Origin of the sequence: Paenibacillus sp. FSL R7-277 (genome assembly GCF_000517965.1) — a bacterium.
In the GTDB taxonomy this organism is placed as follows: domain Bacteria; phylum Bacillota; class Bacilli; order Paenibacillales; family Paenibacillaceae; genus Paenibacillus_AQ; species Paenibacillus_AQ silagei.
Genome location: NZ_ASPX01000054.1, coordinates 1 through 24,302 on the forward strand (window position 1 = coordinate 1; position 24,302 = coordinate 24,302).

At 52.1% G+C, this 24,302-nt stretch carries 29 protein-coding genes; 22 read left to right on the forward strand and 7 right to left on the reverse strand.

The window, feature by feature from the left end; translation table 11 throughout:
• Positions 1–606 precede the first annotated feature (606 nt).
• The 3 genes from C173_RS16215 to C173_RS35365 all read right to left on the reverse strand — a co-directional run bounded on the left by C173_RS16215 (position 607) and on the right by C173_RS35365 (position 1,683).
• Positions 607–1,194: a GNAT family N-acetyltransferase gene (locus C173_RS16215; protein ID WP_036726411.1), complete on the reverse strand. Its 588-nt coding sequence runs from the start codon at positions 1,192–1,194 to the stop codon at positions 607–609.
• 209 nt (positions 1,195–1,403) lie between these two features.
• Complete coding sequence (locus C173_RS35360; protein ID WP_268748452.1) at positions 1,404–1,535, reverse strand: hypothetical protein; 132 nt, start codon at positions 1,533–1,535, stop codon at positions 1,404–1,406.
• 22 nt (positions 1,536–1,557) lie between these two features.
• Positions 1,558–1,683, reverse strand: a complete 126-nt coding sequence (locus C173_RS35365; protein ID WP_268748453.1) for a hypothetical protein — start codon at positions 1,681–1,683, stop codon at positions 1,558–1,560.
• Between the two features lie 206 nt (positions 1,684–1,889).
• On the opposite strand from C173_RS35365, the gene C173_RS16220 reads away from it, so the two are divergent.
• From C173_RS16220 to C173_RS16235, 4 genes are all read left to right on the forward strand, one after another.
• Positions 1,890–2,162, forward strand: coding sequence for a hypothetical protein (locus tag C173_RS16220; RefSeq protein ID WP_036726413.1), 273 nt, complete (start codon positions 1,890–1,892; stop codon positions 2,160–2,162).
• A 15-nt stretch (positions 2,163–2,177) separates the two neighbouring features.
• The gene (locus tag C173_RS16225) at positions 2,178–2,537 is read left to right on the forward strand and encodes a DUF4359 domain-containing protein (RefSeq protein WP_036726414.1); all 360 of its coding nucleotides are present in this window, start codon (positions 2,178–2,180) and stop codon (positions 2,535–2,537) included.
• A gap of 91 nt (positions 2,538–2,628) precedes the next feature.
• Positions 2,629–2,850 (forward strand): hypothetical protein, encoded by a 222-nt coding sequence (locus C173_RS16230; protein ID WP_036695469.1) that lies wholly within the window; start codon positions 2,629–2,631, stop codon positions 2,848–2,850.
• 116 nt (positions 2,851–2,966) lie between these two features.
• A complete protein-coding gene (locus tag C173_RS16235; RefSeq protein WP_036726416.1) occupies positions 2,967–3,185 on the forward strand; it encodes a hypothetical protein in 219 nt (72 codons plus the stop codon).
• A gap of 79 nt (positions 3,186–3,264) precedes the next feature.
• Here C173_RS16235 and C173_RS16240 read toward each other — a convergent pair whose 3' ends face one another.
• Positions 3,265–3,603 carry a L,D-transpeptidase gene (locus C173_RS16240; protein WP_036726417.1) on the reverse strand — a complete coding sequence of 113 codons (339 nt, stop codon included), beginning with the start codon at positions 3,601–3,603 and terminating at the stop codon, positions 3,265–3,267.
• A 187-nt stretch (positions 3,604–3,790) separates the two neighbouring features.
• Positions 3,791–4,417, reverse strand: coding sequence for a transcriptional repressor LexA (gene lexA / locus C173_RS16245; RefSeq protein WP_036695466.1), 627 nt, complete (start codon positions 4,415–4,417; stop codon positions 3,791–3,793).
• 197 nt (positions 4,418–4,614) lie between these two features.
• Between lexA and C173_RS32915 the strand changes: the two genes are divergently transcribed.
• From C173_RS32915 to C173_RS32920, 18 genes are all read left to right on the forward strand, one after another.
• Complete coding sequence (locus tag C173_RS32915) at positions 4,615–5,031, forward strand: LysM peptidoglycan-binding domain-containing protein (RefSeq protein ID WP_051478099.1); 417 nt, start codon at positions 4,615–4,617, stop codon at positions 5,029–5,031.
• Positions 5,032–5,140: 109 nt separating this feature from the next.
• Complete coding sequence (locus tag C173_RS16255) at positions 5,141–5,350, forward strand: DUF896 domain-containing protein (protein ID WP_036726418.1); 210 nt, start codon at positions 5,141–5,143, stop codon at positions 5,348–5,350.
• A gap of 47 nt (positions 5,351–5,397) precedes the next feature.
• On the forward strand, positions 5,398–5,925 hold the full coding sequence (locus C173_RS16260; RefSeq protein ID WP_036726420.1) for a hypothetical protein: 528 nt from the start codon (positions 5,398–5,400) through the stop codon (positions 5,923–5,925).
• 35 nt (positions 5,926–5,960) lie between these two features.
• On the forward strand, positions 5,961–6,746 hold the full coding sequence (locus tag C173_RS16265) for an HAD family hydrolase (protein WP_036726421.1): 786 nt from the start codon (positions 5,961–5,963) through the stop codon (positions 6,744–6,746).
• 164 nt (positions 6,747–6,910) lie between these two features.
• Positions 6,911–7,387, forward strand: a complete 477-nt coding sequence (locus tag C173_RS16270; RefSeq protein WP_051478100.1) for a FixH family protein — start codon at positions 6,911–6,913, stop codon at positions 7,385–7,387.
• A gap of 169 nt (positions 7,388–7,556) precedes the next feature.
• On the forward strand, positions 7,557–10,934 hold the full coding sequence (gene metH, locus C173_RS16275; RefSeq protein WP_442792648.1) for a methionine synthase: 3,378 nt from the start codon (positions 7,557–7,559) through the stop codon (positions 10,932–10,934).
• Between the two features lie 184 nt (positions 10,935–11,118).
• On the forward strand, positions 11,119–12,069 hold the full coding sequence (gene rnz, locus C173_RS16280) for a ribonuclease Z (RefSeq protein ID WP_036726424.1): 951 nt from the start codon (positions 11,119–11,121) through the stop codon (positions 12,067–12,069).
• Between the two features lie 293 nt (positions 12,070–12,362).
• The gene (locus C173_RS16285) at positions 12,363–13,151 is read left to right on the forward strand and encodes a TIGR01457 family HAD-type hydrolase (protein ID WP_036726426.1); all 789 of its coding nucleotides are present in this window, start codon (positions 12,363–12,365) and stop codon (positions 13,149–13,151) included.
• A 45-nt stretch (positions 13,152–13,196) separates the two neighbouring features.
• On the forward strand, positions 13,197–14,012 hold the full coding sequence (locus C173_RS16290) for an Fpg/Nei family DNA glycosylase (protein ID WP_036726428.1): 816 nt from the start codon (positions 13,197–13,199) through the stop codon (positions 14,010–14,012).
• Positions 14,002–14,853: a deoxyribonuclease IV gene (locus C173_RS16295; protein ID WP_036726429.1), complete on the forward strand. Its 852-nt coding sequence runs from the start codon at positions 14,002–14,004 to the stop codon at positions 14,851–14,853. Before C173_RS16290 ends, C173_RS16295 begins: the two co-directional genes overlap by 11 nt.
• Positions 14,854–14,855: 2 nt before the next feature.
• Positions 14,856–15,179, forward strand: coding sequence for a thioredoxin family protein (locus tag C173_RS16300; protein ID WP_036726430.1), 324 nt, complete (start codon positions 14,856–14,858; stop codon positions 15,177–15,179).
• Positions 15,179–15,961, forward strand: a complete 783-nt coding sequence (locus C173_RS16305; RefSeq protein ID WP_036726433.1) for an ABC transporter ATP-binding protein — start codon at positions 15,179–15,181, stop codon at positions 15,959–15,961. Before C173_RS16300 ends, C173_RS16305 begins: the two co-directional genes overlap by 1 nt.
• Positions 15,958–16,995, forward strand: coding sequence for an SAM-dependent methyltransferase (locus tag C173_RS16310; RefSeq protein ID WP_036726434.1), 1,038 nt, complete (start codon positions 15,958–15,960; stop codon positions 16,993–16,995). The genes C173_RS16305 and C173_RS16310 overlap by 4 nt, the downstream gene beginning before the upstream one ends.
• A gap of 128 nt (positions 16,996–17,123) precedes the next feature.
• Positions 17,124–18,650 carry a serine/threonine protein kinase gene (locus C173_RS16315; protein WP_036726435.1) on the forward strand — a complete coding sequence of 509 codons (1,527 nt, stop codon included), beginning with the start codon at positions 17,124–17,126 and terminating at the stop codon, positions 18,648–18,650.
• A gap of 145 nt (positions 18,651–18,795) precedes the next feature.
• Positions 18,796–20,355, forward strand: a complete 1,560-nt coding sequence (locus C173_RS16320) for an ABC-F family ATP-binding cassette domain-containing protein (protein ID WP_036726437.1) — start codon at positions 18,796–18,798, stop codon at positions 20,353–20,355.
• A 78-nt stretch (positions 20,356–20,433) separates the two neighbouring features.
• Entirely contained in the window at positions 20,434–21,501 is a 1,068-nt protein-coding gene (locus tag C173_RS16325) for a ThiF family adenylyltransferase (protein WP_036726438.1), read from the forward strand.
• Positions 21,502–21,516: 15 nt separating this feature from the next.
• Positions 21,517–21,819, forward strand: a complete 303-nt coding sequence (locus C173_RS16330; protein WP_036726439.1) for a Dabb family protein — start codon at positions 21,517–21,519, stop codon at positions 21,817–21,819.
• 112 nt (positions 21,820–21,931) lie between these two features.
• Positions 21,932–22,690, forward strand: a complete 759-nt coding sequence (locus C173_RS32920; RefSeq protein ID WP_051478102.1) for a winged helix-turn-helix domain-containing protein — start codon at positions 21,932–21,934, stop codon at positions 22,688–22,690.
• A gap of 74 nt (positions 22,691–22,764) precedes the next feature.
• Here C173_RS32920 and C173_RS16340 read toward each other — a convergent pair whose 3' ends face one another.
• Both C173_RS16340 and C173_RS16345 read right to left on the reverse strand, forming a co-directional pair.
• Positions 22,765–23,319, reverse strand: a complete 555-nt coding sequence (locus tag C173_RS16340) for a C40 family peptidase (RefSeq protein WP_036726441.1) — start codon at positions 23,317–23,319, stop codon at positions 22,765–22,767.
• Between the two features lie 281 nt (positions 23,320–23,600).
• On the reverse strand, positions 23,601–24,242 hold the full coding sequence (locus C173_RS16345) for a thiamine diphosphokinase (protein WP_036726443.1): 642 nt from the start codon (positions 24,240–24,242) through the stop codon (positions 23,601–23,603).
• Positions 24,243–24,302 lie beyond the last annotated feature (60 nt).

Sequence of the window (24,302 nt, forward strand, 5' to 3'; positions counted from 1 at the left end):
TAATTGTATCGAAAAAAAGAGACATTCTTTGTGTCGAATGTCTCTTTCAGTTCTTTATGGACTTTTTCAGTGGCCTCGCAATACGCGCCGGGGTTTTTTTATATATTTTTTAAGAGGGTATGATATACATCTGCGCGTGGATCTAGTGCTCTTACGTACGTATGTGGGGGCCAAGATGTATGCGGAAAACAGAATACAATGGGTCGCCGGGGAGGTGACAAGGCCCAGTGTATACGGAAAACCGAATACATTGGACAGTGGCGAGGACATGAGGGCCAAATGTATGCGAAAAACCGAATACAATGGGTGTCACGGAGACGACCAGGCCCAATGTATGCAAAAAACCGAATACAATTGGCGGCAGCGAGGAGATTATTTTATATTGTGCTGAAGACATACCAAAAGAACAGGCTTCCTAAAGCTAGCACAGCTGTCATACCAAGCAGCACTCCAATAATGACTTTTTCAGATCTGTTGTATTTCTTCAATTTGATCACCTCAACAAACTCTAATATAAAAAACCAACAGCTCTCTTTTACCGAGAAATAAATCCCGGACTGCTGTTGGTATATGGAACTGAACGTCTCTGATTAGGTTAATGTATGATTATATATTTTGGTGATCCTTATGATGAAGATCCCTATATTCATTCTTTGTTAAACCAAACAACATAGAATCATGATATTTACCATTGATATAGAAGATTTGACGTCGGACTCCTTCTTGAACGCATCCTACCTTTCTAAGCATAGCAGCCGATGCCTCATTTCCGTCCAGAACATAATCATTAAATTTATTAAGTCTACGCTCGAAAAATGCATATTTTAAGAGCATGTGCACTGCCCTGGTACCGTAACCCTTACCTCGATAGGGATGATCAATTACAATACCTATGCTGAAAGTACCATTCCTCTCGTCAATGCTGTTTAAATTAATACCACCTACCGTTTCACCATTCATATCTTCAATAGTAAACATGATTCGGCCATTAGTGGATGAAAATTCAACGTTCTCTTCAACGAATTTCTTCGCATCCGAGATTGTAGGCGGCAATTCAATAGTACATTCCAGAAAACGACGGGCAGGGGTATCGAATGCAGTTAAATATATACTTTCCCAATCCTCAGCCTCTATTGAACGCAATCTAATTTCATCATCTTGCCAATAATAGTTTGTATAATCTATATTTCGCATAAGTACACCTCCAAATAATATCACTATTCTATAAGTTTATCTCATGAAATATATATTTTGGAGGTGCTTTTTGATTATAAGTAATCTTAACATGTTGACATTACTTAGATGGTGAAGTTCTAAGATTATTGTTCAAAGTCAAACGGGGGGCGGAAGATCTGCTACATTAGTATATAAGTTATTCCGAAGTATGTTTATAAAAAAGGCGCCTACTCCCACCAAACGTAGTATGTGCCTAGCTGCTCTGTAAGTTGGTTGATCGTAGCGAGGATCTCTGGCGAATATTCGGTGATCAGAACGCCTTGGATGAGCGGCATAGCCTTAAGCGAAAATCCATTCACGTTCCCTCCCAGGTTTAATAGATTATTCTTCAACAGGAACCGAGGACCGGAAGGCATACCATAGCAGTCCATAAGCTATTCCGAAGTAAAGGAGTATACCCAGTATGGATATGGACAGAAGAATGATGATAACCTTATTTCCGTTCATACATTTACCTCCTAAATAAAAAAACTCTCCCGATTTTTAGTGTGGGGGAGAGGCTGAAGATGAAGATGAAGATGAAGACTAAGCAAAACCCTTATATCATAATATAAAGGAATTATAATTCCAGATCAATCCACTTCATTTTACATACTATTCCATCTCCTATATACTTAACCAGAACAGAATCCTAGTGGGAGTTATGGGAGCGGATGATGAAGAATACATATAAGATTATGCTTTCGCTGATGCTCATCATGGCGTTGATAGGTCAGGTGGCTGGGGCGGAAGGAGCGGCTGTGCCAGCGGAGACCCAAGCGAGGCTTATGGAGCAATATGGGCTGGATGCGCCGGCTCTGCCGTTGTGGGATTGGAGCAGCGTTGATGTCGGGGTCAGTGGAATTACAGGTGGGATGCTGTTCGTGTACCGGATGATGTTGAATCCGCTGGGGGTCATGTTGCTAGAGATACTATATATTCTGTAGTAGAGGGGGAAAAGCATGAATTCGCGTTATGATACGCCAAGTCCTGCACGCAGAGTCCACAGGAGATCGGGCGGTAAGTCGTTACTGGTCCTTATCCTTGTTCTGATTGTGATGGCTGTTACGAATCCGGGAAAGGAAGCATTCAGTAAATATTCTGTAAAGAATCTGGAGAATACGCTTGATCAGGAAATAGGCGACGGAATTAGCAAAGTGGTGGCCCAGCCTGTAATTGAGTCTTTGACCGAGAGAGATAACTACTTTTTGTTCTCAGTATTCAGTGTACCAGACCTTAAGAATACCAATTTTTTTACCCGGGATGGCGGGGCCACGAAGAAGTATATCGGATTGTTCAAAATCCTTTTTATTAAGCTGTAAATATGGTTTACATATTGTTCCATGACCCGGTATAATTGAATAGATTCGAGACGGAATCTTTAATATGGTTGTGGAACAAGGAGGAACGAAGTTGAATACGGCTTATAAAGTACTGTCCAGTGATGCTGATCTATTCGCTGCTGCACTGGCACAGGTACAGGTCTACGTCGTTCAGCTGGTTGATGGCAAACCGCATGTGATTGCTGATTATGCCGGACCTGTACAGAAATGGACACCGGAGTACATTGTGCTGGCCGGAATGACTTATAGACGCGATGAATTTGAATTCCGGGTACGATTGAACAAAAAGTAATCAGATTCGCTGCCCACTACCTGCAGCTCTAACTAACATTACTGCCGAATCACACAATCTTTGGAGCCATTCTTGGCATCTCTTATACTATCCAAGTGTAAAAGAGAGGTGTAAAGATGAGCCAAAGAGAACGTAACCGGATTCGCAGAGCCATTAATGTCCTGCTGACACAGCGGGCAATTCTGCTGGAGAGACTGGAAGAAATCAATGAGAATCTGCGCAGAGTGCCTAGAGGTTCGCGGGCCAGAAGAGAACTGCTGGCAGCCAGAGAATCGATCCGCGAGGCCATCCGTTTGAATACGGTGGCTATCCGTCTGTTGAGAAGTGTGCTGTAGTCTGTATCCGCTCTAATTCATATGAATCACAAGAACCCTTGGGGCGCAATCTGGCGTCTCAAGGGTTTTTGTGACGTTCCTATTCCCGGATGGTAACACGGGTACCTATGGGAACGAGGGCGGCTAGAGCCAGAACATCTGCGTTATACATACGAATACAGCCGTGTGAGACCATGTGGCCAATGGAGGATGGGTCATTGGTTCCGTGGATGCCGTAATGCGGCTTGGACAGTCCCATCCAGAAGGCACCGAACGGGCCGCCTGGATGGGGCTGTTTGTTAATGATGGTGTATTCGCCTACCGGCGAGACGGTTAACATTTTGCCGATGCCGACAGGGAAGCCTCTGGTGACAACGTCATTATCCAGCAAATACAGCATGCGCTGTGACAGATCGACGATAATTCGGTAATTGGGCATACAGATCAGCACTCCTTTGTAACAGGATATGTGCGGAGCTATGCAGCGGTTCGCAGAAAAATGGCCATAAAGACGAATGCGAACAAATGTTTGTATACAGCTTTTTGGCCACTACACGAAGTAAAATGAACATAAAACAGGCTGCTTCGCATGGTGCGGAGCAGCCTGTTCTTAAGCGGGGAGTAGATTAGTGGATATCGCGGAATAATCCGATGACCCGGCCCAAAATCGTAACGCGGTTGAGGCGGAGAGGCTCGTACGCCGGATTCTCCGGCTGCAGCCTGATATGATCCCGTTCCTTGTAGAAGGTCTTGACAGTTGCTTCATCTTCTTCGGTCATCGCTACAACAATATCGCCGTTGTCGGCAGTCTGCTGCTGGCGCACGATGACATAATCCCCGTTCATAATTCCGGCATCTACCATACTGTCACCAAGAACAGATAGCATAAATACCTTGTTATCGCCTACATAATGAGCAGGCAATGGGAAGTAATCCTCAATATTCTCTGTAGCTGTAATAGGAACACCAGCTGTAACCTTACCCACGACCGGGATGCGGGTAACGGTCTGGACGAATTGATGCACATTCTCTGAATCTTCCTGGCCGAGTAATTCAATGGCACGCGGTTTCGTTGGGTCACGCCGGATCAGGCCCTTCTTCTCAAGCCGGTCCAAGTGACCATGCACGGTTGAGCTGGAGGCCAAGCCGACAGCCTCGCCAATCTCGCGGACGGACGGAGGATAACCCTTGCTGCGGACTTCATTACGTATAAATTCCAGGATCGCCAGCTGACGACTAGAAATCTTTGACATCGGAATCAACCCCATATACTATGTTTGGGAAAATTATAACATAGAACTTCCGTTCGTACAAACATAAGTTCTAAAATGAGGAAAATAAGAGAACGGAAATAAAGAGAACAAATGTTCCGAAAAAACTATTGATCGAAACACATGTTCGTGTTATATTATTTTCGAAAGCAAGAACATGTGTTTGGAGGATGATGATCATGTTAAAGTATAGTACATACAACAGCATCTACAATAATGAGGATATCAAGGTGTCCGCTCCCGGTAATCCAACTGCTCATAGTTATGTAACCAAGATCAAGGACGGTATTCTTCATAGTCTCGCTGCGCTCTCATCACTATTCCGTCAGGTCAGCCTGATGAAGCTGGTTCTGGTGCTGATGCTTGTTATTTCGGGATTCACTGTGGTGGGGAATGTTTTTGCCGGTTCGGTCTCGTCGATGAAGCCGGATAAGCGGATCGTAGTCGAACGCGGAGATACCTTATGGAGTATTGCGTTAAGCAACAAGCCTGAGGACATGAAGACTGCCGTATATATAGAAGGAATAATGAAGACGAATCATTTGGAGAACAGCGGCATTAAGGCCGGAGATATTCTGACTTTACCTTTATACTGAAGGAATATGTCAGACTAATGATCGACTGTGAGAGCTTTCAGGGGGTAGACCTTGACAAGCTCTTTTTCTCATGGCAAAGTTAAAATGAATTTAGAGGGAGGGAAACGTATTGAATATTGACGAATTGGTCGCACGCATCAATGAATTGGCACGCAAAGCTAAGAACGGCGGCCTGAATGACGAGGAACTGGCTGAACGTGCCAAGCTCCGCGAGATGTACCTGGGGAATATCCGCACTAACTTTCGGGCCCAGCTTGATACCATCGAAATTGTGGACAATCCGGAGCATGAAGAAGGCAATAACGGACTTAAGCATTAGCCTGTTGCCTTTTCATAGATAATACAGGATGACTAGGGGGAACTTACATGGCCCGTTCTTGGGAAAGAATGGTTCAACGCAACACGAAGCAAATTAACCAGCAAAGAAAGAAGCAGGGGAAGGACTCCATTTACACTTCCAGCACTAAGACTGCCGCGAAAAGCATCGATATTTTCAAAGGTCGCAATATTGTATTCCCCGTTGTACTGATGCTGCTCGGTATCATGTTCTGGGTGGTCGGCTCAATTGACGAAGCCAAAGGAAGCGGGATTCTGGCTAACTGGCTGGGTGTAGTGCTGTACTTCCTGCTCGCTGCGCTGCTGTTCTTCCGCCGTCCGTTCCTTAAGGTTGAGCGTGCGCGTATCTCTACTATTAAATACAACCGCGAACGCTTCCTGGCTGCGGCGGATATTGAGAAGATCACTTTATCGCGCAGTGTAGTTACCATTAAGTATAAGGGTAAGCGCAAGCAGTGGATTTTCTCCAAGCTGATTAACCGTTATGACACTGCTGCGATGGGGGAACGCCTGGAGCAGTTCGCCAAGAACAACAACATTGAGGTCGTGCACGAATAGGAAGACAGACCAGCATATAGGGAGTGGGAGAACAAATGCCGATTACCGCCGTACTATTTGACCTTGACGATACTCTGCTGTGGGATGACCGCAGTGTGGAAGAAGCCTTCCGCTATGCTTGCGAGGCTGCTGGAGATTCCGTTGATCCCGGAGAGCTGGAAGCTGCTGTACGCAGGGAAGCCCGTACACTGTACGAATCCTATGAGACGTATCCGTTCACGAAGCTGATCGGTATTAACCCGTATGAAGCGCTGTGGGCGAACTTCACTGCCGGTGAGCAGACTGAGTTCCGTCAACTGGAACAGCTTGCCCCTGTCTACCGTAAGGAATCCTGGCGCCGTGGCCTGGCCTCACTCGGGGTAGAGGATGAAGCGCTGGCTGCACAGCTGGCTGACAAGTTCGCCGCAGAGCGCCGCAGCCGTCCTTATATCTATGAGGAGACGCTTCAGGTGCTGGACGAGCTGCGCGGTAAGGTGAAGCTGCTGCTGCTGACGAACGGCTGCCCGGCTCTTCAGCAGGAGAAGCTGGATGGTGTGCCGGAGCTTACCCCGTATTTTGACCACATTGTGATTTCGGGAAGCTTCGGCAAAGGCAAGCCGGACAAGGGAATCTTCGAGCATGCGCTCGGACTGCTGGATATTACTCCGGAACAAGGTATAATGGTGGGCGATAAGCTTACGACAGATATTCTTGGGGGCTTGTCTGCCGGACTGACTACGGTCTGGATCAACCGAAATAGCAAAGCCTCCGACCCGGAGATTACACCGGATTACCAGATCAGCCATCTCTCGGAGCTTCTGCCGCTGGTAGACTCCTTATAATTGAATTCTATGAGGCCAGTATCCTATTTAGTGGATATTGGCTTTTTTTATAAAGATATGACTATTCTCATGTTCACGAGTGAATCATGCAGCTTCTTTAAGGCAAATTGAATAAAATGTGTATAATAAGAAGAGTAGCGATCTGACTTTCATTGTAATATAGAATGGATATGTTCGTGGATGAAGAAGAATCTACCTATGAACCGGGAGGACTTCAGATGATGAAGCCAAGGATACGCAGGGGACTTATATGCATTGTGATGGGGATGACGCTAGCCGGATGCTCGGGGAATAAGGAAGATGAGATGCAGATGCATGCTGCGGCCAATTCCTCCATGTCACCGATTAAGGTGGAGCTGAGCTGGACCCCGGAGGAAGTAACCGCAGGGACGGCAGTTAGCTTCAAGGCTGTGGTGACACAGGACGGTGAACCAGTGGATGATGCGAGAGAAGTAATGTTTGAGGTCAACGAGGCAGCGGATAAGACCAAGAAGGTTGAAATCAAGGGTGAAAGTGCCGGAGAAGGGGCTTATGTCGGGGAACATACCTTTGCAGAGGCAGGCGAATTCAGTGTCACTTCACATGTGACTGCCCGGACGCAGCATTCCATGCCAAGCAAGAAACTTGTGGTAGCGCCGTAATAGAAATGAAATCAATGGAAATACAAATAATGCAGGGTGGAAAGGAAGGCTTTCCGAAATCCCTTTATTCTGCTAAAATTACTCTAATGTTTCACTGGGGGGATGGAAAGTGGCCAAATACACACTTGCTGAGAGCTTGCAGCAGCGCATATTGATACTGGATGGAGCTATGGGTACCATGATTCAACAGGTGCCGCTCACCGGCGAGGATTTCGGCGGGGATGACCTGGATGGCTGTAATGAAATGCTGGTGCTGACCCGGCCGGAGGTTATACAGGACATTCATGAGAAATACCTGGATGCCGGTGCGGATCTGATTGAGACGAACACCTTCGGTGCCACTTCAGTGGTGCTTGCCGAATATGATATACAGGACCGTGCCCGGGAGATTAACCTTGCGGCCGCCAGACTTGCACGTAACGCCGCAGATAAATATGATACACCGCAGCGCCCGCGTTATGTTGTAGGAGCTATGGGACCGACCACCAAGACGCTCTCTGTCACCGGGGGAGTCACCTTCAAGGAGCTTATAGACAGCTATGAAGAACAGGCGGTTGCCTTGATCGACGGCAAGGTGGACGCGCTGCTCCTGGAGACATCCCAGGATACTCTGAACGTGAAGGCTGGAAGCATTGGCATCCGTAACGCCTTCGAGAAGAGCGGAATTACGCTGCCGGTGATGATTTCAGGAACGATTGAACCTATGGGAACCACGCTGGCCGGACAGAATATAGAAGCCTTTTATATTTCGCTGGAGCATCTGAAGCCGGTGTCCATCGGACTGAACTGTGCTACCGGACCGGAGTTCATGCGGGATCATATCCGTTCGCTGTCCGCGATCTCTTCAGCGGCCGTCAGCTGTTACCCGAACGCAGGTCTGCCGGATGAGAACGGGAATTATCATGAATCTCCGGATTCCCTGGCCCGTAAGCTGGGCGGCTTCGCGGAGAAGGGCTGGCTGAACATTGCCGGCGGCTGCTGCGGAACGACTCCTGATCATATCCGGGCGATGGCTGAAGTGATGGCGGCTTACCCGCCGCGTAAGCTTGACGGCCAGCATCCTCCGGCCTTGTCGGGGATAGAGCCGGTGTACGTGGAGAGTGAGAACCGTCCGTATATGGTTGGTGAACGGACCAATGTCCTCGGTTCCCGGAAGTTCAAGCGTCTAATCGTCGAGGGGAAATATGAGGAAGCTTCGGAGATAGCCCGTGCCCAGGTGAAGAGCGGCGCACAGGTTATTGATGTGTGCGTGCAGGACCCGGACCGGGATGAGACGGAAGACATCATGCGGTTCCTGGAGCTGGTGGTGAAGAAGGTCAAGGTGCCGTTAATGATCGATACGACGGACCCGAAGGTCATTGATCTGGCCTTGCAGTATTGTCAGGGTAAAGCGATCATTAACTCCATTAACCTTGAAGATGGTGAAGAAAAATTCGAGCATGTCACACCTCTGATTCATAAATACGGAGCAGCGATTGTTGTAGGCACCATCGACGAGACTGGCCAGGCTATTCTGGCTTCGGACAAGCTGGAGGTGGCCAGACGTTCTTACGATCTGCTGGTCAACAAATACGGTCTGGCTCCCGAGGATCTGATCTTCGATACCCTGGTATTCCCTGTAGGAACCGGAGATGAGCAGTATATCGGCTCCGCCAAAGAGACGATTGACGGCATCCGTCTGATCAAGGAGGCCATGCCTGCTGTTCACACGATTCTCGGTATCAGTAATGTCTCCTTCGGTCTGCCGGAAGCCGGCCGCGAGGTGCTCAATTCGGTATTCCTGTACGAGTGCACCAAGGCCGGTCTGGATTATGCCATCGTGAACACCGAGAAGGTGGAGCGGTACGCATCGATTCCTGAAGAGGAGCGCAAGCTTGCAGAAGAGCTGATCTATAATACGAACGACGATACCTTGTCTGCGTTCGTGGCGGCTTTTCGCGGCAAAAAGGTGGAGAAGAAGGAGAAGATCTCGAATCTCTCCCTGGACGAGCGCTTAGCTTCCTATGTGGTAGAAGGCACTAAGGAGGGGCTGATCCCGGATCTGGATGAAGCGCTGAAGACCTCGCCTCCGCTGGAGATCATTAATGGACCGCTGATGGCGGGGATGTCTGAAGTAGGTCGGCTGTTCAATAACAATGAATTAATCGTGGCAGAGGTACTCCAGAGTGCGGAGGTCATGAAGGCCTCTGTAAGCCATCTGGAGCAGTTCATGCAGAAGGATGAGACCTCGGTTAAGGGGAGAATCATGCTTGCGACCGTCAAGGGTGATGTGCATGATATCGGTAAAAACCTGGTCGAGATTATTCTCTCCAACAACGGTTATGAGATCGTCAATCTGGGGATCAAGGTTCCGCCAGAGAATATTATTGAAGCCTTCCGCAAGGAAAAGGCTGACGCCATCGGCTTGTCGGGACTGCTGGTGAAGTCGGCGCAGCAGATGGTACTGACTGCGCAGGATCTGCGGTCCGCCGGTATTGATGTACCGATTATGGTGGGCGGTGCGGCACTGACCCGCAAATTCACCAAGACCCGAATCCGTCCGGAGTATGACGGGCTCGTCTTATATGCCAAGGATGCCATGGACGGTCTGGATATCGCCAACCGGCTGATGAATCCGCTGGAGCGGGTGAAGATTGAGGAGGAGGTCCGCGAGGAGGCTGAGGCTGCCGTAGCTGTCGCTCCGCAAGCGCCGCTTCCCGAGCTTACGCGCGCAGTCCGCTCCAAAATCTCGGCTGATGCCCCGGTGTTCATCCCGCCAGATCTGGAGCGTCATGTCCTGCGGAATTATCCGCTGGGACATGTGATTCCTTATGTGAATATGCAGATGCTGCTCGGCCATCATCTCGGTCTGCGCGGCTCTGTAGAGGCGCAATTGGCAGCGCGGGACCCGCGTACGGTAGAATTGAAAGAGACTGTTGACGATATTCTGCATCAGGCGATGCTCGAAGGCACGATCGTCCCACATGCGATGTACCAGTTCTTCCCGGCCCAGTCACGCGGGAATGACATACTGATCTATGATCCGCAGGATCAGGCTAAGGTACTGCATACCTTCACCTTCCCGCGCCAGAATGTGGAGCCGTATCTCTGCCTTGCTGATTTCCTGAAGCCAGTGGAGAGCGGAGTCATGGACTATGTTGGCTTCCTGGTGGTTACTGCGGGACATGGTGTCCGTGAATTATCGACTGAACTTAAGGATAAGGGTGATTATCTCCGTTCCCATGCTCTGCAGGCAGTCGCTCTTGAAGTCGCAGAGGGTCTGGCTGAACGTGTCCATCATATGATGCGCGATACCTGGGGATTCCCGGACCCGGCAGATATGACTATGAAGCAAAGACATGGCGCGCGTTACCAGGGCATCCGTGTATCCTTCGGCTACCCGGCCTGCCCGGATCTGGAGGATCAGGGGCCGTTATTCAAGCTCATGAAGCCTGAGGATATCGGCGTGCAGCTTACCGAGGGCTTCATGATGGAGCCGGAGGCTTCGGTCTCGGCGATGGTCTTTGCCCACCCTGAAGCGCAGTACTTCAATGTGGAGAAGCTCTGAGCCTTCCGCATACTTACCGGTCAGAAGGGGCTATGCCCCGACTTTTCGGAACCTCCCGTTACCGGGAGGTTTTTTGCTGCAAAAGATGCTTTTGCAGCAAAAACAGAGTAGAATTCTTGTCATAAGAACAGACAAGATCACAAAAAATAATGAAGACATCAGAGTGAGAGAGAGGAGGGGCATAATGGAAATCTATTTTCTCGGAACGAATGCCGGGGTGCCGACGCTGCAGCGCAATGTGACGTCGGTTGCACTCCGGCTGCTTGAAGAACGGCGAACCCTCTGGATGTTCGACTGCGGGGAAGGGACACAGCATCAGGTTCTGCGCTCGCCGCTGCGGCTGGGCAAGCTGGAGAAGCTGTTTATCACCCATCTGCACGGTGATCATCTGTTTGGCCTGCCCGGACTCATCTCCAGCAGGGGCTACCAGGGCGGGACTTCACCGCTTACGGTGTACGGACCTCCCGGGCTCAAGGCATATCTGGACATATCGCTGTCTGTCAGCCAGTCCCGCATTCCTTATAAGCTGGAGATTGTGGAGCACAGCGGCGGGCTGATTTTTGAGGATGAGACCTTCAAGGTGGAAGCAGGACTGCTGGAGCACCGGATTGACAGCTATGGCTACCGGGTTACGGAGAAGGACAGTCCGGGTAACCTGAATACGGAGCTGCTGAAGAGCTATGGACTGAAGCCGGGACCGCTATATGGCCGGTTAAAAAAAGGTGAGGATATCACGACTGATGAAGGCGTGCTGATCCGGGCGGCCGAGGTGATTCATGCACCCAAGCGCGGACGTATCGTAGTTATTCTGGGAGATACCCGGCCTTGTGCGGGCTCACTGCCGCTGGCGCAGGATGCCGATCTGATTATTCATGAGGCGACATTTGCCCATGGCCTGGCAGAAATGGCTCATCAATATCATCACAGCACGGCACAGCAGGCTGCGGAGCTGGCAAGGGATGCAGGCGGGGCTGAGCTGATCTTGACCCACTTCAGCTCGCGTTACACTTCGCAGGAGGAGCTCGCTCCGCTGCTGAAGGAAGCGCAGGAGATCTTCCCGAATACACTGCTGGCAGAGGAATTCTGCACCTTCCCGGTCTACCGGAGAACCCCGGGAAATGACCCTGCGGACTGAATTATTTTCCGGGAAAGCGCAGGAAATGACAGGCCTGTGCCAAAAATAGCCGGGGGCTGCTGGCGTTCGCTAGCGTTCGACGAAGAATGTTAAATTTAAAGTAAAAGGTAAGGATTAAGGGTACGAAGCAGTAGAGAAAATGCCGAAACAAAGCGGCTAAAAATAGCAGGCAGGCGGGCAATAAATCCATTCGCAGCGCGCTTCCCGGAGAAGCTCCCGCTGCTCTGAAATATAATTCATAGGGTTAATAATAAATGAGATGAACCACCGAGTTCGAATCGACAGGAGGAGTTATGAACAATATCGGAGGCTTGTTAATTGATCTGGATGGCACCTTGTATCATGGCGGCAGAATGATTCCCGGGGCCCAGCGGCTGATATCAGCGCTTCGTGCGGCGGAGATTCCGTTCCTGTATGTGACGAATAACTCTTCAAGAACACCGGCGAGTGTAGCTGCACATTTGCGCGGAATGGGCATTGAAGCCAGGCCCGAGGAGGTCTGCACTTCATCGCTGGCTGCCGCCCGTTACATTGCCGGAGAATCTCCGGGAGCATCCGTGGCGATACTTGGAGAAGAGGGGCTGGTGGAAGCCTGCACAGAGGCAGGGCTAACCCTGGTCTCCGAGCATCCGCAGGTTGTCGTGCAGGGGATCGACCGTTCTTTTACATATGAAGCACTGGCCCGCGCCTCGCGTTGGATTCGTGAAGGAGCCAGATTCGTCCTGACCAATCCCGACCTGATGCTTCCCTCCGATGACGGAGTGATGCCCGGTGCAGGTACGATAGGTGCAGCTATTGAAGCAGCCAGCGGAGTGGCGCCCGTGGTCATCGGCAAGCCCGAGACGCACCTGGTGACATATGCGACATCTCTGCTCGGTATCAAGCCGGAGGATGCGGTGATGGTGGGTGACAATATGAGAACGGATATCTTGGCGGGTGCCAATGCAGGCTGCCGGACTGTACTGGTGCTTACGGGACTTACCACCCGGGATAATCTGGAGCATTACCAGCAGCTGACCGGAGTCAAGCCTGATGAAATTTGTGCTGATTTAGCTGAACTTATGGTACTGCTCGGTGTATAATGACAAAGGTGACCATTTGACCATCCAAGAAGGGAAGATGACAATATGCCGGAATTGCCGGAAATGGAGAATTACAGAAAGCTGCTTAGCCAGCATCTAATAAACGTACCCATTACAGGGGTAACCGTAAATAGAGAAAAGACTATCAATATGGAGACTGAAGAATTTGTGAAGGGACTGGTTGGTGCCCGAATTGTATTCGTGGAACGCCGCGCCAAGCATATCCTCTTCCATCTGCATGACGGCCGCAGACTGCTGCTGCATCTGATGCTGGGCGGACTACTGTTCTATGGTACAGAGGAAGAACGTCCTGACCGTACTACACAGGTTGAGCTTGCGTTCGGTGAGCATATTCTCTACTTCATGGGACTGCGTTTGGGCTATCTCCATCTGCTGTCTGTCAAGGAGGGTGAAGCGGCAATGGGGAAGCTTGGACCCGAGCTGCTGGACCGCCGGATGACGGCCGAACGCTTCGCCGGACTGCTCAAGGGACGGCGCGGCGCGCTGAAGAGTCTGCTGGTTAACCAGCATGTTATGGCCGGAATCGGCAACTGCTATGCTGACGAGATTGCTTATGAAGCCCGTCTGCTACCATCTACGCTTGTTCAGAACCTGTCACCGGAAGCGGTGACCCGGTTGTACGACAGCGTGCGTAAGGTGTTAACGGATGCCACTGAAATCGGCGGGTATATGGAAATGCCGTTCATGACCGGCGACACCGTGACCGGTTCTTATAATGATGCCTGTAAAGTGTATGACCGTGAAGGCGAGCCTTGCCTGCGCGGCGGGGGAACCATAGTGAAGACAGAGCTGTCCGGACGCAAGGTATTCTATTGCCCGGATTGCCAGCATGACGCATAGCCCCTTCATAGGGGCGCATGTCAGCATACGCGGCGGGTACGGGCAGGCTGCCCGGTCCGCCAGGGAGAGCGGGGCTACATGTTTTCAGTATTTTCCGAAGAATCCGCGCAGTCTGAAGCTGAAGCCGGTAGACTACCGCGATGCAAGCAGCTGCGCAGAATACTGCCGGGAGCAGGGGATGGCTTCCATTGCCCACACCCCGTATCCGACGAATCTGGCTGCTGGCCCGGGCGACAGAGAGGTGATGATTGCCTCCCTGCGCAACGATCTGGAGATTGCCGAGGCGTGCGGATCGGTGGGCATTGTGGTGCATTTCGGTCATTTTGCCGGGATGGAGCCGTTACAGGGTTATCAAAAAATTATACAATGTATGAACGAGGTGCTGGCAGACTGGACCGGACGAACCAAGCTGCTGCTTGAGAATATGGCAGGGAATCATGGGTATGAAGGCATGACGCCCGAAGAGCTGGTTAAGGTCCGTGAGCTGTGCCGCTACCCGGAGAAGATCGGCTTTTGCTTCGATACCTGCCATGCTTTCGCTGCAGGCATCTGGAATCCGGAGCAGACGGACGAGCTTATCGTACGCGGTGAGAAGCTGGGGTACTGGGCGAATCTGGCGGCTGTGCATTTGAATGACTCCCGGTTCCCCTACGGCTCAAGGCGGGACAGACATGCTGGAATCGGTAGCGGATACATCGGGGGTGCGGCGCTTAGCCAGCTTGTGAAGATGGAGTTCCTGGCTGATAAAGTGATCGTTATGGAAACAGAAAAGGGACCGGATGGCACGCACAGAGCGGAGATTGCTGCTGTGAGGACCTGGTTTGAGGCGGGGGAGGATTGAAGATGAAAGAAATGAATCAGCCGGAGCTGCTGGAGCTGCTGGCCACGAAGGGCGAGCCGCTTGTCCTGTTCCTGCATACCCCGCTATGCGGAACCTGTAAGGCAGCCCGGCGGATGATTGAGGTGGCGGAGCATCTGCTTCCGCCTAATCTTGTGATTGCTGAGGGGAATGTGAATATGCTCCCTGATCTGGTGAACACCTATCAAATCTCAAGTGTGCCCGCTCTGCTGGCCATATCTGCTGACCGCAGCACTGAACCGGACATCATCTATTCCTTACACTCTGTTGAACGGGTGCTGGCATACATAAGGAGAGTGACATTATAATGATATCTTTACAAAATCTGTCCCTGCGCAGGGAGGAGAGCCTGATTCTTGACGATGTATCCCTTACCATGAAGCAGGGGGAGAACTGGGTCATTCTCGGACGTAACGGCTCCGGCAAAACCACCCTGCTGGAAATGATGACCGGCTACCTGTTCCCCAGCAAGGGCTCTGTTGAAGTGCTGGGGTACAAGTACGGTCAATGTGATCTGCGCGAGGTGCGCAAGCGAATCGGTTATATCGGCCCGTCCCTGATGGAAAAGCTCTCGCTGACCGACCCGGTCTGGGAGGTTGTAGCTACTGGCGCTTATGCGTATTTACGCTTCTACCAGGAGATTCCGCAAAGTGTGAAGGACCGGTCGCTTAAGCTGCTGGAGGAGATGAACCTCGGCGAACTGGCTTATCATCCGTTCGGCTTGTTATCCCAGGGGGAGCGTAAGAAGGCTATGCTGGCCCGCTGCCTGATCGCAGAGCCTAAGCTGCTTATTATGGACGAGCCTTGCGCCGGTCTTGATTTATATGAACGGGAGAAAATGCTTGCCGAGATTGACAAGCTGCGGCAGCATAACGTTGGAGTGGTCTATGTCACCCATCATGTGGAGGAGATTGTTCCGCTCTTCACTCACGTGGCGCTGATCCGTGACGGGAAGCTGGCAGGAGCCGGTCCCAAGGAAGAGGTGCTGACGCAGGAGATGCTGATGGCTACCTATGATCTTCCGGTCAAGGTTGAATGGGATAACGGACGTCCCTGGATAAAAATAAGTTCTGGAGGCCAAGCGATTTGAACGATGCTACGGAAGACAAGATCATTTCAAGATATATCTGCACGGCGAATCATGGCTTCGCCCCCTATGCACAGGAGGAGCTTAGACGCCTGTTCGGAGCGGTGAAAAGCACCTTGCTGCTGCCGGGAGAAATCTTCCTGGCCACGCTTGAGGCGGAGCCGGAGGAGGTAGTGCAGCGGCTGGCACAGAACCTGCCGGTCTTCTTGCGCCACATCCAGCCTGTTGATTTCCAGGACACCGGTGATCTGCCGGCACTGGAACGGCTGGCGGTATACTTAAGCCGGCGTGCGGAGCTGCAAGGCGAGAAGGTGTCGCTGCATGTCCGTAAAGGCGCTACCTCCTTCTGGGAGCAGAGTCCGGGTGAGCTGCGCGAGTGGCTGCAAGGCAGGCTTGACAGCCTGGATGCTGAGTTCACCGTGCAGGAGCCCGCTTGGGTGATCTCCGTCTATGCGGACGGTGACGCGCTGTATGCCGGTGTATCCCGGCCGGAGGCGAACCTGTCCAGCTGGAATGGCGGCATGATCCGCTTCCGCAAGGAGGATGGACAGATCTCACGGGCCAAATTCAAGCTGATGGAGGCGGAGAAGGAATTCGCCATTCCGTTCTACAGCTTCAAGAATGCGGTCGATATCGGCGCGTCTCCGGGCGGCTGGACCTCGTTCCTGCTGGAGCGCGGTCTCAAGGTTACCGCTGTTGATCCGGCGCTGATGCACGAATCCTTACGTAAGAATCCGGCACTCAAGATTCTGCGCAAAAATGCCGGAGAGGTCAAATTCCGTGAGAACGAATTTGACCTGCTGGTCTGCGATATGAGCTGGAGCCCCAAGCTGATGGCGAAGCTGGTCACTGAGCTGCTGCATAGCCTGACACCGGGCGGCAGCGCGATTGTTACCGTGAAGCTGATGCACAAGAAGCCAATGGCGGTGATCAAGGAGATCATCACCATGTTTGAAGGCCAGCGGATGCAGGTCCAGCGTGCGAAGCAGCTGTTCCATAACCGGGACGAGATTACACTTTATATGATTAAGTATTAATTCATATTTGCAGGATTATGGGAAAGCATCCCGCAGTCTGCACCTCCGGCTTCTTGCCGGTTCCGGTGCGGGCAGTGGGGGGCTTTTTTTGCGTTATACAACATTCTATATGAACAGGCGGGGAAGAGATGGAATTCACAGGAAAGTTAAGTCCCGGACAGATTCTGGGAGGGCGTTATTATGTAACCGGGCTGATAGGAACAGGCGGAATGAGCCGGGTATATCTGGCGGAGGATGTACGGCTGCCGGGTATGCTGCGGGCCATTAAAGAGAGCGTCATCCGGGAGGGGAGTTATGGTGCGGGCGCCATTCAGGCGGAAGCGGAGCTGTTAATCTCGCTACGTCATCCGCTGCTCCCGCAGATTGCGGATTTCTTCCCGCCGGACGCTGACGGCTACACCTACCTGGTGATGGATTATATCGAGGGCATCACCCTGCATCAGTATATGGCAGAGCAGCCCGCTGCAATGACGGGGGAGCGAATCCTCAGCTATGCGCGGCAGCTGCTGGAGGTGCTGCATTATTTGCACAGCCATGAGCCACCGATCGTCTACCGGGATCTCAAGCCTTCGAATATCATGCTGACTGGAGAGCATGAGCTGAAGGTCATTGACTTCGGGATTGCGCGCAGGTTGAGGAGCGGCTCCGGTGAGGACACCGAGAAGCTTGGAACTGCCGGATTCGCGGCCCCGGAGCAATACGGCGGCGGGCAGAGCAGCCCGGTGTCGGACCTGTACGGGCTTGGTGCGCTGCTGCTGTATATGGCTTCCCGCGGCGAGTTCAGCGCCTGGCAGCCCGGGATGGAGCGGAAGCTGCAGGGTCAGCTCCCGGGCCGGATGATTCCGGTCATCAGGCGGCTGCTGCGGCATCACCCGGAGGAACGCTATGGCAGTGCTGAGGAGGTAAGGGCGGCTCTCCAGCAGCTGGAGATTGGCGGTGCGTGGGAAGCCAGACATGAGCGTGAGCGAACGAACATGCTCAAGGCTGCGGAGGACAAGCAAGCGCAGCCCTCTACTGTGGTGGTGGCCGTATTAGGGGTGTCCCCCGGAATTGGGACCACACATACCTCGCTTGCTGTCAGCCGCTGCCTGTCGCCCGCAGGACGGACGGCATGGGTAGATTGTAATCCAGGTTCGCAGGTATTTAACCGCATGAAGGAAATGGCGGGGTGTCCTGAAACTAGCGGTGTTCAGGGGACACAGGAGAAGCCGTTCACCTGGATGGGGGTAGACTACTGGAAGCTTCCCCCTTCGGAGGGACTCCCGCAGGGGCCGGACCAGGCCTATGCTTATATCGTCCTGGATCTTGGAACCGGCTGCGGGGAGGGGGCGCTGGAGGTGTTCACCGGCAGCAGCTTCCCCTTGTTGATCGCCTCAGGTGCGGATTGGCGGCTGGAGGATACCCTGCACTGGCTGCGCCGCAGAGGTCTGACTCCCCGGCCGGAATGGCTTATTGGTCTGCCACTGGCCGGAGAGCATACGGTGGCGCTGCTGGCTTCCCTGCTTGAACCTGCCAGCGTATACAGCCTGCCGCTTCAGCAGGACCCTTTTCAGAGTAAAGGAAAGCTGGTTCAGGCCATTAGGGGGCTGATTGGTCCGCTTAAGGGTGCACGTTCTCCTGCAAAGAATATTAGATTGTTTCAGAAAAAGAGCTGAACGCTCAGAGCTTTTTGACAGTTTTTCAGAAATCGGGCTTTATTTCTATTTCAGTGCAGGGTGCAGGTGTGCTAGAATGGAGCGATATCTATAATTATTGAACCTCTTGGTATTTACAATATAGAATGGAGCTTGCAGAGAATTTATGAGTTTACTTAGTGTAGAAGACGTTTCCCATAATTTCGGGGACCGGGTGTTGTTCAAGGATGTGTCCTTCCGTCTGCTGGATGGAGAGCATGTGGGAATCGTGGGTGCGAACGGCGTGGGCAAATCGACGCTGATGAATATTTTGACCGGCAAATTATTGAAGGACAACGGTAAGGTGGAATGGACGCCGCGGGTCCGTTACGGATATCTGGATCAGCATACCCTGCTTACCGCCGGTAAAACCGTGCGCGATGTGCTTAAAGATGCCTTCCTGCCGCTGCTGGAGCTGGAGCATGAGATGCTGGCGATTACCGATAAAATGGGGGAGGCGACGCCCGAGGAGCTGGACCTGCTGCTTGAGCAGATGGGCGACATTCAGGAGCAGCTCGATATCGGCGACTTTTACCTTATTGATGTGAAGGTTGAAGAAATGGCGAACGGACTGGGCCTGACGGCGATCGGTCTGGACCGGGATGTCACTTCCCTGAGCGGGGGACAGCGGACCAAGGTTCTGCTGGCGAAGCTGCTGCTGGAGAAACCGAATGTACTGCTGCTCGATGAGCCTACCAACTATCTCGATGTGGAGCATATTGACTGGCTGACGAATTATCTGAAGCAATATCCGTATGCGTTCATGCTGATCTCCCATGATACGGAATTCATGAACAAAGTGGTTGATGTGATCTATCATCTGGAGTTCTCCAAGCTGACCCGCTATACGGCCAATTATGAGAAGTTCCTGGAGATGGCGGGAATGAATAAGGCCCAGCATATTGATGCGTACGAGAAGCAGCAGGATTTCATCAAAAAGCAGGAGGACTTCATTCAGCGCAATAAAGCGCGTGCCTCCACCTCAGGCCGGGCCAAGAGCCGCGAGAAGCAGCTTGGACGGATGGAGCGGATTGACAAGCCGGAAGAGGCGATGAAGCCTACGTTCCAGTTCAAGGAGAGCCGGGCCAGCGGAAAGACGGTGTTCGAGGGCGTTGATTTCGAGATCGGGTATGACCGTCCGCTGCTGCCAAGCAAGCTGAATATGATGATTGAACGCGGTGAAAAGATTGCGATTGTCGGCTACAACGGGGTCGGCAAATCGACGCTGCTCAAAACGATCCTGGGTGTCATCCCTACGTACAGCGGAAAAACCTACCTTGGTGATTATCTGAGTTCTGCCTATTTCCAGCAGGAGCTGAAGGCGGAGAATATCACGCCGATTGAAGACGTATGGAATGAATTCTCCGGTCTGACCCAGAATGAAGTGCGTGGCCATCTGGCCCGCTGCGGTCTCAAAAATGAGCATATCACCCGTCCAATGAACATGCTGAGCGGCGGCGAGCAGGCTAAGGTCCGCCTGTGCAAGCTGATGATGCGTGAGAGCAACTGGATTCTGTTCGATGAGCCTACGAATCACCTTGATATTGTAGCCAAGGCTGAGCTTAAGCGGGCGCTTATGGAATACAAGGGAACGATTCTGCTGGTGTCTCATGAACCGGAATTTTACGAGGATTGGGTGACGAAGGTCTGGAACGTGGAGCAGTGGTCCGCGCAGACCGTATACTAATGGAGTCCGGGAAAAGTGGAGGTCTGCGCTTTTCCCGGTTTTCACCAAAAACCTACCTACATAGGGGGCTGTTCAGAGATGGGTTCTGATCAAAACACGCCGGTTCCGGCTTCTTCGGCCGGCAGGGATGGCAGATATTCAAGACAGGTCCGCTTCGCGCCGTTCGGCGCAGCAGGACAACAGGGGCTGGCTCGTTCTTGTGTGCTGGTCGTTGGCATGGGGGCGCTGGGGACAGGCATCGCCGAGACATTGGCCCGCTGCGGGGTAGGGCGGCTTATCCTTGTTGACCGTGACTATGTGGAATGGAGCAACCTGCAACGCCAGCAGTTGTATACGGAAGAAGATGCCCGTGTGCGGACGCCCAAGGCGGCTGCAGCCCATACCCGGCTGATGGCGGTTAATTCGGAGATTGTGATCGAGGCCCATGTGCTCGATGTGCGTGCAGAGGAGCTGGAGAGCTTGCTTCCCGGCGTGGATCTGATTATGGACGGGACCGATAACTTCGATACCCGGCTGATCATTAACGACCTGGCGCAAAAGCACGGCATCCCCTGGATCTACGGAGCCTGTGTCGGAAGTTACGGCATTACGTATACGATTCTGCCGGGTGAAACCCCTTGTCTGAATTGCCTGCTGGGCACGATCCCGCTCGGCGGGGATACCTGCGATACGGCGGGCATTCTTCCGCAAGCGGTGCAGATGGTTACTACGAATGGAACGGCTGAGGCGCTGAAGCTGCTCGGCGGATTCAAGGACAAGCTGCGCGGCAAGCTGCTGACCTTCGATATCTGGCGTAATGAGCAGCAGGAGATTGGGGTTCAGATGGCGAAAAAGACGGACTGTCCCTCATGCGGCGAATCACGGAGCTACCCGTATCTATCAGCTTCTAACACAGAGCGCAGTGATGTGCTGTGCGGCAGGGATACGGTGCAGATCCGTCCGGCACACCGCAGAAGTCTAGATCTGGAGGAGACAGCTGCCCGCTTGTCCAGGCTGAATAGCGGCAAGGTGGAGAGCAATCCGTATCTGGTTTCTTTTACAGAGGAGCCGTACCGGATGGTTGTGTTCGCAGACGGGAGAGCCTTAATACATGGAACCAGTGATATCGCTGCCGCCCGCAGCTATTATCACCGGTATTTCGGATAATGGAGGAGAAGCGCAATGAACAAGGGAACCATCCGTCATATGGCTGTATTTACACTGAAATCCGCCCCGGATTCGGAGGAGACCAGAGCTTTTCTGCGGGATGGAGCTGAGATTCTTAGCGCTATTCCGGTGGTGGAGAATTTCGAGGTGCTGCGTCAGGTCAGCGCCAAATGTGAGCACCAGTTCGGCTTCTCGATGGAGTTCGCCGATCAGGCGGCTTATGATGCCTACAATAATCATCCGGCGCATCAGGCTTTTGTGGCAGAGCGCTGGGACACCCAGGTGGCCGCATTCCAGGAGATCGATTTCGTACTATAATTAGTGCCGCAAAGAGACCATTCCCCCGAATGGTCTCTTTGTTTTGCGGGAATTCTAGGTATCATCTGCGGCGGCACAGCCGGTGCAAGACTGGTACAGGGGGACTATCCCGGTGAATGAAAAGATAGCATGGTATATACCCGGTCCGCGCCCGGATAGCCTTGAAGCTGATGCAGACAGAGAGGATAGGGCTGCCGGCCATATCGGGCTTGAGGAGGCCATCCATAGCCTTGGTATAAGAACAGCAATAAGCGAAGACCTGGATAGTCTTCGCTTATTGCTCTCAGGCGGTGAGCCTGTGCTTCTGCTCGCGGAGCTGGAGGAACCCGGAGGCTGGGCGGGCTGGGAAGCTGTCTCGGAGGCGCGGAAGGAGGGGATGATTCTGCCGGTGATGGTCATATCCGGAGGGGCGCCTGGAGTGAAAGGGGAAGCGGCTGTCTCCGTATTCGATGCCGGAGGCAACGAATACATGGAGAAGCCTGTACATACCGGTGAGTTCAAACACAGAATATTGAATCTGCTTAAGCTGACAGGCCGCCGTAGAGATGCGGCCTCGCTGCTTAAGGTGGACGGATTGCTCCTCGATCGCGGACGCCGGCAGGTCATCCGGGATGGAGCCGAGCTGAAGATGACCCCCAAGGAATTCGACCTGCTGTATTATCTGGCAGAGAATCTGGGTGAAGTCTGTCCCCGTGCTGAAATATTGCAGCAGGTATGGGGGTATCATTTTCAAGCGGATACCAATGTGGTGGATGTGTACATCCGGCATCTGCGACTGAAGGTGGATAAAGGCCGCCGGAATAAACTGATTCATACGGTGCGTGGAACCGGATATGTACTGCGGACACCGGAGAGCGGGGCCACAAGCTGACGGCCGCTGCAAGCAGCTCTCCGGCTAATAGACATGTACTCTCTTGGTACAAGCTATAATAGATCTTCTGGCTGTTACAGTACGCGGCGTGATTTCAGGTATGTTTTTTTCCAGTTACCCGAATTCAGATCTGAAATGGTCACGCCGGGTGAGCCGTAAGTGTGAAGGATCTTGCCATTGCCGGCATATACAGCCACATGGGTGACGTTCTTGCCGTTGGCCCGGCTTCCGCTGGAGAAGAACACCAGATCGCCGACACGCAGATTGGCTTTGCTGACCGATTTACCCACTTTAGATTGGGCAACGGACGTACGGGGCAGATCTACACCATATTTTTTGAAAATATATTGAGTAAAGGAGGAGCAGTCAAAATAACGTGTAGTTGAAGTGGAGGCACCGAACTGGTAACGCGTACCCAGATACTTTTTACCGAAGCTGACCACTTTGGAGCCAGTGGAAGATGCGGATACAGAATCGGCACTTACAGAATCGGCAGATACAGCATCAGCGGATACAGCTGAAGCGGCAGCAGGGGCTGTTCCTGCTCCGGTTGCGAGTAAGGCGCTGAACCCGATTGTTGTGCACAGACCAATTGTCATTGCTTGCTTGAACCATTGTTGCTTATTCATGTTGTATACCTCCAAGGTTGTAATGAATTCTAGTAGTTTCGTTCGTCTGATTCGTAGTATAGCAGGTTATGACAGGCCTAAATTATGGAAGAGATGGGCTAAATGCGGGCGGGATATGCAATGTAAGCGTTTTATTAAAATCACATTAAAAGTTACAAAATATTAATATTTGCGTATTGAGTTCGCCGAAAAAAGCCGGGAAACCCTTGATGCACAAAGGGTTTCCCGGCTTTACGATTTTGAAACAAAGGTTACAGCGATGTCTCCAAAAATCTATGTATTCAGTCCTTGCTCTGAATAATTAGCAGAAGTCCGCTCTCAATATGAACGGTTCCGCTCTGCTCCAGCAGCACATTGCTCACGGCCAAGGATTGCCCTAACTTGAGGGTGGCGTTCTCCAGAGGATATTGGAAGCCCTGAAGGGTGATGCCTGTTACCTCGGGAGTCAGAGGCAGCAAGGAGACATAGGAATACCCCCGTTCCTCTACAACCGCCTGAGAGCCGGTAAGCGTAATGTAGTTGTTCGCATCCATAATAGAGCAGGCTACCTGCCGTTGCAGTGCTCTTGTCATCATTTGAATGCTGGCCAGCGTATGGTCCATGCGCGTACCCGTTACCCCGATCATCAGAATAGACTGCGGCTGGAGGTTCAGGGCAAGATCCAGGGCCATTTCACTGTCGGTAAGGTCTTTGTTGACCGGATCACAGCTTATAGTCTTCTTGCTTCCCGCCTGAATCCGCTCCAGTGCCTCAGGAGAGACAGAATCGAAATCACCAACGGCAAGCTGGGGGGTGAAGCCATGATCAATCAGGAACAGCGCTCCCCGGTCAGCACCGATAATATAATCCTCTTCATCTAATAAGCGCAGGCATTCCGCGGTCAGTTCACCGCCTGCAACAATTACAATACGCCCGGATGGCAATAGCTCCCCCTCCTTGTTGTTCAATTAAGTTCATCATCCTGAACAGTATATAGCAGTTTC